This window comes from Micromonospora sp. NPDC049836 (genome assembly GCF_044465125.1).
In the GTDB taxonomy this organism is placed as follows: Bacteria; Actinomycetota; Actinomycetes; order Mycobacteriales; family Micromonosporaceae; genus Micromonospora.
In genome coordinates, this window is sequence record NZ_JBITLH010000033.1 from 1 (window position 1) to 9954 (window position 9954).

Here is a 9954-nt window from a genome sequence, read left to right on the forward strand (position 1 = left end):
CGACCCACGGCGGCTGCTCACCCCTCCTCACGTTCAGACAGAACGATCCTCGCGTCCCGAGGACACGCCCAACATCATTTCGTTAGGAGCTCTAAACCCGACCCACCGATCAACCGCCCCAGGCTCGCCTGCCCCAGGCCTCCGTACGGATCCTCCTCGTGTCCGGGCCCGTCGCGGAGGACTGGCCCGTTGTCGTACGCCTCAATCTGCCGAACGGGCCAGCTATCCTCACCAACCTCGAAGTACCAGACGGAGTATCTCCAATCGTCGAACTTGTCGCCTCGTGGCTCATCCCAGCGACGGCGGTTGAAGCGACTCGGCACAGCGAAAGCCTAGGGTCTCGCGCACGCACATCCGCCGCCGATCGTCGGGGACGGGTGAGCGTGTCCGTTTGGCCCTGGTCGTACTTTGGGACTCGTCAACTGACCCAGGGGTGACGCGCGGGGCGGGGCGTGGGGTTCGGGCCGGCTGACGTTCCGCCTCGGCGCCGTAGGCGGCCGGGGCGGCGGCTCCGCAGGAGCCGGTTACCGCGCCCCGCCCCGCGCCGCGCGGAGCGCCTTGAATGGCGCGCAACCTGGGTCAACCTGGAGGGCACTAAGCAATCCGCGGAGCTCACACCGAGCGGGAAGCCGTCGCGCAAGTCGCAAAGATGGCGCCGGGCGGTCTGCGCTTCCACGACCTAAGGCACTCCTACGCCACCGAGTTGGTGTCTCGGGGAGTCCCGGTCAATGACGTCCAGGCCGTGATGGGCCACGAGAAGCCGTCGACCACGTTGAACCTCTACACCCACCGATCAGACGGGAGGGATCAACGCATCCGGGAAGCGTTCGCTGACGATCCGCTGACGCCCAACGACGACTGACGATGGAATCAGCAAGAGCCACCCTCTCGCGATGGTGGCTCTTCTGTGTATTTCGATGGTGGGCGATACTGGATCGAACCAGTGACCTCTTCGGTGTGAAACAGGACGCTGCACCGACTCTGACCTGCGGAAACGAGAACTTGCAGGTCGGGGTGGGTGCAGTTGGATGCCGTTCAGGGCGGTTGGGCGCTGTTCAGTGCCGTTCAGTGCATCCATCTGCTCCCCGCCTGCTCCCCCGAAATCGGCACGAGACCCTCGGCCGGTTGACCGGCGGCAGCGGTCTGCTGCCATGCAGGCCGGCACCGGTGTGGTTGCCGGTTGCGCAGTGTCAGGCCGTCGGCTGCGACGCGGTCGCTGCCGCGCCGTCACCGCATCCTGCAGCTCCCAATCTGCTCCCTGAGGGCGGCCATCAGCCGGCTCACCGGGCTGACCGAGGCCGCATCCAGCGATGGCTGCCGCACCCTGGTGACTCGTCACAGTGGCAATCCGGCAGCCCGCGGCTGGACTAGTCTCGCCATCGACACTGTGCCTGCCGGTCGGGTCGCTCATCGCCTCCGGCTTGTATACAAGAAATCGCGACACGTCACGGGTTACCCGGCGGACCTCCGTCAGCTGAATGACGCGGGCGATCATGCGCAGCGTCTGCCGGCGGACACCGGCCCGCGTCGCGGGCGTCTCGGCGTCCGAGGCGGCGAACAGTCTGGCGAGCCAAGCGCCGTCCGCGCTGGTGGCCGAATGGCAGATGCACAGCGACTCGTAGGCGTCGAGCGTCGCGTCGTCGAGCGTCCGTCTGCTGACCAGGTCGAGCACGTCGCCGAGCCCCTGAGCGACAGCGCCGGTATCCATCTGGTCACCGGGACCGATGTCGCCGGCTCTGGTCACGATTCGAAGCAGAACCTCGGAGCCCCGGTACGCCGGCCAGAAACCCCAATTCGGCTTGGCGTAGACACCCGGCGCGGCCAACTCCGCCACATCCGCGCCGCCGTCGGACGCCCGCATCAGGATCTCGTCGTATCCGTGTGGTAGGGACAGCGCCTCGTGGGCGAAGCCGGCGGCGCGGTAGTGACGCGCCGACACCGCCCCAACGACGACCTCAGCCCGGCGCAACAGGCTCTGTGCCGCGCTGCGGGGCAAGCCCCGCCTCTGCGCCTCCGCGGAGATCAGGCCGTGAAGCGCGTAGTAGCGGGCGTTGAGAGTAACCGTCGTGACCCCGGGGACAAGCCGATCTACAACGTTCATGGTGAACCGCTCCACCGACAGCGGAAACCGGCCCGCGTAAGTCCTTGATCCTGAAGACGACCACCCAGGACCAGTCACCACGGCCGCCAGTCTGCCGCCGGCTCCGACTCGGCGCAAGCACGGACGAGCGTCGAGGTGATAGCCAGGGTGACGACGTTGGAGACAGAATCTCCGGCTGGCCGACGCCGACGCCGTCTATCCCGCGGGCCAGCTTGTCGGGTGGCCTCGGCACCGGCCATCGTCCTCGCGCCATGGACTGCGGGGGGTATCCACCCTGGAGACATCTCAGTCAGAAGCGGCAAGCCGCCGATGGCCTCGTCCTCCGGCGCACCGAGTCGCTGATCTTCCGCAGATGGCACGATCATCGGGGCGCAACGCTCCATAGGTGCATGAGACCATGGGCACCGCGCTCTTGCCCTCATGGGACAAAAGGTCGTTGAGCACCATACTCGCTGCAGAGACATCCGCCTCTTAGCCCCAGATCGCTATGGCCGGCCCTGGACCGAACAGTTGGTCCTCGATGAGGCGGATCTCCTTGATCCTGCTTCCCTTATCCAGCTCGAAGGTGAGCCAGCCGCGAACGCAGTCTTTCGGCAGGACTGTGGCGGAGTAGGGCAGGGCAGGCTGCCGCGGTTTGGGAGTGATGTCGGCCGGCTGTAGTTGGTAGTCGTCGGTGGTCTTGAGCTGCCAGGAGCTCCAACTCGGGGTCGGCAGGCTCTCCCCCGTGGTGGCGTTGCAGATCTTCACATCGGCCGGCACCCACACTTTGCCCTTGTCGGGCTCAGAGTCGGCCTGTCCGTCAAATTTGGCCGAGTAGACGGTTACTTTCCAACCAGCGCCGGTGAATGTCTGGCCGATCTTGAGCCGGGCCGGGCCCTGGTCCTCAGTCGGGGATGGCGACCCGTCCGCAGCGGTCGGGGTTCTCGTGGCAGGCGCGGCCGAACTGGCCTGCGAAACTGGACCGCGGGGTGCTGGTGTATCGGCGCTGTTGCCGCAACCGGCAAGGAGGACCGCTGCTGCGGCGACGGCAGAAGGTGAGCGTGTCTTCATGACCCGTAACCTACCGTCCCTTGTGAGTGTCGCAGTGAAAGCCTCCAGGTCACGCTGCAGGAACACCTGACGGTCCGCCCACACGGCCTGCGCCGCGGTGGTCATGGCTCCTTCGTCGTACGAGGCAGCCCGGAACTCAGGCTCGCCGACGCCTTGCGCTCGGCGCAGGCCCCCGGACACCTCGCTGCCAAAGGGGTCGCTGGACCGTTTCGTCCGGCACCTCGCCGCGTCGCACCTCACGCGCTGCTATCGGCAGGCAAAGGTCAACGTGGACGACGCGATCCAGCGCCGCGTCGTGCAGCCACTCGGCACGTTCGGCGTCCTCCGGAGAGCGCAGCACGCGAACAGCGACTCGACCCGGCGCTCCAGGGACTCCGCCTCTCGGTCGAGCTCGGCCGCCAGGTCTTCAAGCGGGCCGATTCCGCGGCGGCACCGTGACCGGATGTCCTCGGGCTTTCGGGCCTTCAGCGCGTGGAGGTGCTGCTGAGCGGCGGACCCAATGCAGGCCAGGTGGTGCCCGGCGTGGGGAGAGCGCCGTGCGGCAGGCCTGCCTGCACGAGATCAAACGCGCGTACGGCCCCCGGCGCGGCCGTGACCCACGGTCTACCGACACCGCCCTGACTGTTGCCAGCCCTACCCCGAGCCGCCCAGGACCGCCGCGAATGACCCGGCAGCCCGTCGAGACGAAGCTGCAGCCAAGATCATGGTTGGGCTCCCGCTGCACGTCCACATCGCTGGCCAACCCTTGGGAACAAGAGGTCGGCTTGGGTGGCCAGCAACGGCGACACGATCAGTGCGGGCCGCCCACCGGGCGCCACGGCGACGGAATAACAATTATTGGTACACTTGCCGACCAACTCAGGCACACTCTTCATCTACGGCCACCAGTCGAAACAATCGCAGCGGCTTTCCCGGCCCAGTCGCCCCCGTCATCGTGATCGGTTCACAAGGGCAGCTAGCCGTCCTGGTTTGCGCCTTCATCACGTTGTACGAAGTCGTGGTGCACAACGATGGTGCCGTCTACATCGATCGAAAGCGCAAGCCAGGTGCGGGCGGTCGCGGGTGCCGACGCCGGCAGGCGGACCAGGATTGGTCCACGGTCGGTGGGGACGGAGAGAGATGGACGAGCGCCGGCCAGAGCAACGCCCGGGGTGTACGCCCGAACTTCGATATCAACGGGCGGATGACGTCCATCCCTACCCTGTCTGATGATCATCCTCTCCGGCTCCTCGCCGTCGAGCACGTCTTTCACAAGTTCCACGTACTCGCTGACTTTCTGCGCGTGGTAGACATGCTGCTCGCCATCGCCGGTGGCGATGTGAGCATGAAGGTCCAGATCTGGAACTTCTGGATCCCAAGAGAGCTCGAGGGTTGCTTGCGGGGCGGTGAGCTTCGGTTTAGGCGGCGGCAGCGCTGCCGCGATCTGCTGCCGGAAGCTGCTGCAGCCGACAGCACCCGGACGCACATATTCCTGTACATGTGTCCGATGCCGCCGACTTTGGGGCACGTACGTGATGGCGGAACGGCTTACCGGACCGTATGCGGCCAAGATGACGACCGCCTTAGGCAGACCTCCACTGTAGTCGGCCAAGGCCTGTCCAGGGTTCTTGGCAGCCGGCCGCAGGTATTGTTTTGCCTCGACCACGAGCAGCGTTTCCCGCTGCGGATCGCGGCCTGCGAGGAACCTGTAGTCGGGCTGGATGCCGTTCTTGCGTGAGGCACTGATCGGGCTGTGGTAAGGCGACCGTAGTTCGGACCAGAGTTCGACGGGACCGGCAGCGCTGTCCATGCCCGCTACGGGAGTGGCCCGGAAGGGGAAGGCCAGTACGCCCTCCCGGACTCGGAATGTCAGTCGTCCAGGGAGTGCTTTGTCAAACTCAGTCACCAGCCACGCCGAGTAGAACTCGTGCCGCCTACCCCAGATCGGCAACGCAAGCATTGTCTCGACGGCCTCGCGCAGCACCTCTACGTCTACAGGGCGCCAATCGAGGTCGTCGAGCCACTCGCGTAGCCTGGCCACGATCCAGGTCCCATGCGACGGGTCCTCTGCTGCCCTCGCCACTTCCCCATGCAGCCCGAACAGATGCGAGGGAAGCCAGTGCTCTGCGTCGCTGCTTCGAACAAGGTCGGCGTCAGCCGGGAGGGCGTCAGAGAGGCTAAACCAAAGCGAGGGGCGGTCGGGAGCCAACGATCGGGCACGGTCGAGGTACGCATGTAGCACGGTCATCGCCTCGGCGCTCACCGCATCGAGCGATGGGTCGCCGGTCGGCGCTGGTGCGGGCAGACCATCTGGCCAAAAACCGGCGGCGTAGGTTGCGGCCCACGCCTCCAACCCTGAAGGCACATCGCTGATGTGATACGCGAAGGGGAAAGTCCATAGCTGCTCGTACGTGATCTCGAGCTGCAGCACCGACTCGATGCTGCTCTGGGTCACCCGCACCTGCTCCTGAAACGCGGACAGCAGAACGTCAAGCCGGTCACCCTCGGAGAACTCGTACACGATCCGCAGGCTGTCGCTGGTTGCGCTGGTCGCGGCGATCCGCTCATACAGGCTGAGCAGGTCAGCCATCATCATCGCGAAAGGCTGTAGATCGCGCAGCAGCACGCGTACGAGGGCTTCGGCTTGTACACCCATCCGGTCGAGCCCCCGGGCGACATCACGTCCCGGGGCCAAGTCGAACTCGGTCCTAACCCTCTGAACGATATCCGCGTCGTAGTCACGCGGGCGCAGTTGCCCCAGCCCGCAGAGCCGCCGCCATAGATCGGCCGCAGAGTCGATGCGATCCACAACGCTAGATTACGGTGCGCGCTAACCTCGTCGTATTCAGGCGTCGTGTTCAAATTCCAGGAATCCGAAGCCGGCGGCCATGTGCCGTAGAGCGTCGTTGACGAGGCCGTCGACCTGAGCTGACGCCACTGGCGGCGCGGTAACCGCGATGGACATCCGGGGGAGTGACTCGCGGGTTGGCTCGCCGAATGCGCTCAGGTCGAGCAGGTCGGGCAGGCTCTGGATGCGACCGTCGACCGGAGTGTAGGCGTGCTCGGCTTGCAGGTGGAGCTCGGTGACGGCCGGCCCTGCGGGTTTCTGCTCGGGCGAGTCGGTGGTGACGGCCAGCGAAAGGTCGTGATTCGCGGTGGCCCAGGCCGCGACGAAGAAGTGACGCAGATCGTCGATGCCGAGGCGTGTGCCGGCGAGTCCGGGCGGCGGCTGCGCGGGTGCGAGTAGCGCGGCGAAGTCGATGCGCAGATCGACCAGGCCGACGATGGTGGGCTGAAGGCCGTCGGGTAGCCGGAATCGAGCCCACAATCCCAGTGCTGTTCCCCCGGCCTCGCCGGCCACCCGAAGTCGATAGCTGGATCTTTCCGTTCACCGGTTTGAAGCCGGCGCAGTTCCGCGGGCTGGTCCGCCTGGTCGCCGAGCGCGGCGGGGACGCCATCGCTGATGGGCGGCCGGGCCGGCAGTGGGCTCTTGACCTGGCCGATCGGGTGCTGCTGGTGGCCGCGTACTGGCGCACGAACCTGACCATGCGTCAGATCGGACCGCTGTTCGGGGTGTCGCACTCCGCGGCCCACCGGGTCATCGACACCGTTGGACCGCTGCTGGCCCTCGCCCCGGCCCGGAGACGCCCGGTCGATCAGATCGCGATCGTCGACGGCACCCTGGTGCCAACCCTGGACCACGGCCTGGCCGCGCGCAGCAAGAACTACCGGTACTCGACGAACTTGCAGATCGCCATCGCCGCCAACACCCGCCTGGTCATCGCCGTCGGCGATCCACGACCAGGCAACCGCAACGACACCATCGTCTACCGCACCTCCGGCGCCATCCTGGAAGCGGCCGAGGTCCTGCTCTGCTACTGCGCGCTCGTCGCCCTTGCACTCGCCGAGGAAGCCGACCTGCGGGTCGGCGCGACCGCCGACCTCCGCAAGCGCCTGTCCCGCGGAGGCACGAACGGCCCCGGTTTCGGGGACTGGACGGCGATCCTCCAAGAAGTAGCTACAGGAAGGGCGTTCAGAAATCTAGACCTCGGCGACCATCTGACCGAGTTCCGTGACGCCTTCACCGGCACCGAGGTGATAGCGGCACGCCAAGCCTTGGCGCTTCGCCGAAACGACGAGGCGCACCTGCGCGGTGTCGAGGTCGAGGACCTGCCCGACGCCATCGCCGAAGCCCACGCCGACCTGACCACCCTCCTGCAACGGGCGTCGTTCCTCGCCGATCTTCCCCTCGTCTATGTCAACCGCATTCGCTGGGACTCTCTCCGCAAGGTTGCACGAGTGGAGTTCGAGGAACTGACCGGAGACAACGTACTGGTCCCGGTACGGGAGCGGACCTACGGGTCTAGCGACCTCGAAGCCGGAAGCCTCTACCTGGCGACCGAAGACGGCCGTCTGCACCTACTTCGCCCGTTCCTCATCCGCCAGCGATGCGCGAAGTGCCGCAGCTGGGAGACCCTCCACATCGACAACGTGCCGCAAATCGCCACCGTCCAGATCAAGAGCCTGGAGCGCGGCCACACCATTCAGGATCCGCAACTGTGGGACGCCTTCAGGCATGTCGGGCTTGTCGAGCGGCCGGGCAGCTGAACCTCCGCCGTGGGCCGGCATTTGCTGGAAAATGATCGATACCTAGTCAACGACAATGAGAATGGCAAGCGCACGCCGCTGGGCGCAGGACAGGACGACCTCGAGTGCTGACGCCCTCGGACGCGCCGAAGAGGTCACTGCTCACGATGCCCTGCTCACCAGATTGCCGGTGGGATTCGGGGCTCAACTCCCGGGATCCACACCGGCGCCGCACGACGGCATCCAGAACCGTACGTCGACGCGGCATGGTCCGCCTCGGCGTTGTAGGCACGCAGCATCAGCTTGAAGAAGTCCCGCACCTCACCGGCCTCTAGGCCACGGAACCGCTGACCGTCCAGCCAGTCCCGGCCAGGACAGCTCCACCGACCTACCGCAAACGCAACGTCGTGGAACGCTGCTTCAACCGGCTCAAGCAGCGGCCTGACCTCGCCACCCGCTACGCCAACACGCATCCTTCTACCGGACCAGCCTCATCCTCATCGTCGCCACCATCTGGCTTTCATGATCAACACAGGCCAGGCCCTAGTCGCATCCCAAGGATTCCAGAGACGGCCCTACTTCAACCCATCCCGAACCGCCCAGGCAGCGATGGCCCACGCGGCCAGAGTGGAGAGAACATCGATTGGCGAGCCGGGCTGCGGAAACTCTGATGTCGCGGCGGAGGCTTGCCTTGACAGCCCGTTGGAGAGGAATCGCGCTGCCAACTCCTGCCGTTGGTTGACCTCCGCGCTCGGAACCCGGCTGGCTTCCTCGGCCGTAAGTGCACGGGGCGGCGTGCATCGCAGGACCGACGGGCGTGCGCCAGTCTTGTCCTGGGTCACGAGTACGCGGGCCTCCAGAGCGTTCGCCGCGGGGATGAGGGTTGGTCCGGGCAGCGCCATCAAGCCGGACGCGATCAAACGGACCGTGGCCATGTACCAGTCCTGTCCGCCGATGCTGTGGGCAGTCACGTCCGAGACACCATCGAAGGTGAGCGAGGGCGAGAAGAGCCACCTCGACCCGGCGAGGATTTCCCCCACGTTTTCGCCGTCCCCGAGTCGGGTGTGGGCAAGACCTGCGTTCATCCATCCCGAGTCGGTCTTGTGAGCGAACGTCGGCAGATGTTCGGACAGCGCGTCCGTGAGTAGTTCGATTGAGTCCTTGCCTGCCAGGAGCGCAGGGAGGAATTCTGGGTCGACCTCGGCCGGCTTTGCGAAGCGCTCCACCACGGCGTCCAGCGCGGTGAGGTGAGAGAAGCGGCCCTCTATGCTCGCGAGGTCGCTCTTCATCGGCTCCAGGTACTCCGCGCCGTCGCCGAAGTCCTTTGTGTTTTCGCTAACGAAGTAGACCGTTTCGTCCTCGTGGTCACGTGCGTACTCGATGGCCGTCAGCCAGATTGCAGCATCCCGGGAACCAGTCTTGTCGCCCTTCTGGCCGACCCGCTTGCACGGCGCGAGGACGTTGGACTCCCGGAAGAGCGCGGTCCGCAGTACCTCCACGCTCGGCTCGATGACCTCGACCATTTGCCGGTACATGTTTCGCCAGTGTGTCCGGTGCCGCTCCGTGTCGAGCTGGCCGAGGCTGGGCACTCCTCCCCAGGGAACATGTGCCTTCAGCTCGTTGAGCGCCGAAGTCGCCTTAGCGTGAGCATCCACGTACGGGAGAGCCCGGTGTGAGGCCAGTTCCTCCAAGACCACCCACGGGACAGCGACACGGACTCCGGCGGCCTTGAGCGCCCGGAGGAGGTCGGCGGTGCTGCTGTCTGGCTTCATGCCCCAGAGGATGTTGGTGTCGAGGATGATCAAGGGTGGCTCCGTCCACGCCGGTACGACTCGTGCGGGCATACCTTCTCAAATTTCAGAACTCGGGTGCAGTATCGTTTTGGCGTCAGCGAGGCCAGCACATCTCCCGGTGGGCGCAGGCCAGCAAGTCTCGCCCATGTTTGAATTGGTTGAAGCAGCGCTTCGCGACGTTGCGCTTGCGGTAGATCGTCGCCAAGATGCCCGCCTGCTGCTCTGTGACGTCCAAAGGCCGGCGCCCCCACGGGCTAGGTGTACTGCCCAGGGACGTTGGTCAACCTGATGATGGGCGGTTTGCCGCCGGTTGCGGTGTGGGGCCGGTGGTGATTGTAGTGATGCAGCCAGGCGGGTAGGGCTTTGCGTCGGGCTGCTTCGGATGAGTAGAAGCGGCCGAAGGCCCAGGCGTCGGTTAGGGTGCGGTGGAAGCGTTCGACCTTG

General features: G+C 65.8%; 7 protein-coding genes and 2 pseudogenes. 3 read left to right on the forward strand and 6 right to left on the reverse strand.

The window, feature by feature from the left end:
- Nucleotides 1-649 precede the first annotated feature (649 nt).
- The gene (locus ACIBPB_RS33485; RefSeq protein WP_393052343.1) at nt 650-862 is read left to right on the forward strand and encodes a tyrosine-type recombinase/integrase; all 213 of its coding nucleotides are present in this window, start codon (nt 650-652) and stop codon (nt 860-862) included.
- On the opposite strand, the gene ACIBPB_RS33490 is transcribed toward ACIBPB_RS33485, so the two are convergent.
- From ACIBPB_RS33490 to ACIBPB_RS33505, 4 genes are all read right to left on the reverse strand, one after another.
- On the reverse strand, nt 794-2116 hold the full coding sequence (locus ACIBPB_RS33490) for a hypothetical protein (RefSeq protein WP_396843238.1): 1323 nt from the start codon (nt 2114-2116) through the stop codon (nt 794-796). The two genes, ACIBPB_RS33485 and ACIBPB_RS33490, sit on opposite strands and share 69 nt — an antisense overlap.
- A 456-nt stretch (nt 2117-2572) precedes the next feature.
- The gene (locus ACIBPB_RS33495; RefSeq protein WP_396843239.1) at nt 2573-3256 is read right to left on the reverse strand and encodes a DUF4352 domain-containing protein; all 684 of its coding nucleotides are present in this window, start codon (nt 3254-3256) and stop codon (nt 2573-2575) included.
- An 850-nt stretch (nt 3257-4106) separates the two neighbouring features.
- On the reverse strand, nt 4107-5939 hold the full coding sequence (locus ACIBPB_RS33500; protein ID WP_396843240.1) for a hypothetical protein: 1833 nt from the start codon (nt 5937-5939) through the stop codon (nt 4107-4109).
- A gap of 36 nt (nt 5940-5975) precedes the next feature.
- Nucleotides 5976-6491: a hypothetical protein gene (locus tag ACIBPB_RS33505; RefSeq protein ID WP_396843241.1), complete on the reverse strand. Its 516-nt coding sequence runs from the start codon at nt 6489-6491 to the stop codon at nt 5976-5978.
- Between ACIBPB_RS33505 and ACIBPB_RS33510 the strand changes: the two are divergent.
- Both ACIBPB_RS33510 and ACIBPB_RS33515 read left to right on the forward strand, forming a co-directional pair.
- Nucleotides 6467-6973 (forward strand): annotated as a pseudogene (locus ACIBPB_RS33510) (transposase family protein); the annotation flags it as partial. The gene ACIBPB_RS33505 and the pseudogene ACIBPB_RS33510 overlap by 25 nt on opposite strands.
- 1130 nt (nt 6974-8103) lie before the next feature.
- Nucleotides 8104-8243: pseudogene (locus ACIBPB_RS33515) on the forward strand (IS5/IS1182 family transposase); the annotation flags it as partial.
- A 49-nt stretch (nt 8244-8292) separates the two neighbouring features.
- Here the strand turns inward: ACIBPB_RS33515 and ACIBPB_RS33520 are convergent.
- Nucleotides 8293-9522, reverse strand: a complete 1230-nt coding sequence (locus ACIBPB_RS33520) for a PIN domain-containing protein (protein ID WP_396843242.1) — start codon at nt 9520-9522, stop codon at nt 8293-8295.
- Between the two features lie 242 nt (nt 9523-9764).
- The coding region (locus tag ACIBPB_RS33525; RefSeq protein ID WP_396843243.1) for an integrase core domain-containing protein at nt 9765-9954 on the reverse strand (190 nt) is incomplete at its 5' end.

Excerpts from the sequence above, each read along its gene's own strand:
- ACIBPB_RS33485 (WP_393052343.1), top strand. The coding sequence starts at position 650 with ATGGCGCCGGGCGGTCTGCGCTTCCACGACCTAAGGCACTCCTACGCC.
- ACIBPB_RS33495 (WP_396843239.1), bottom strand. The coding sequence starts at position 3,256 with ATGACCACCGCGGCGCAGGCCGTGTGGGCGGACCGTCAGGTGTTCCTG.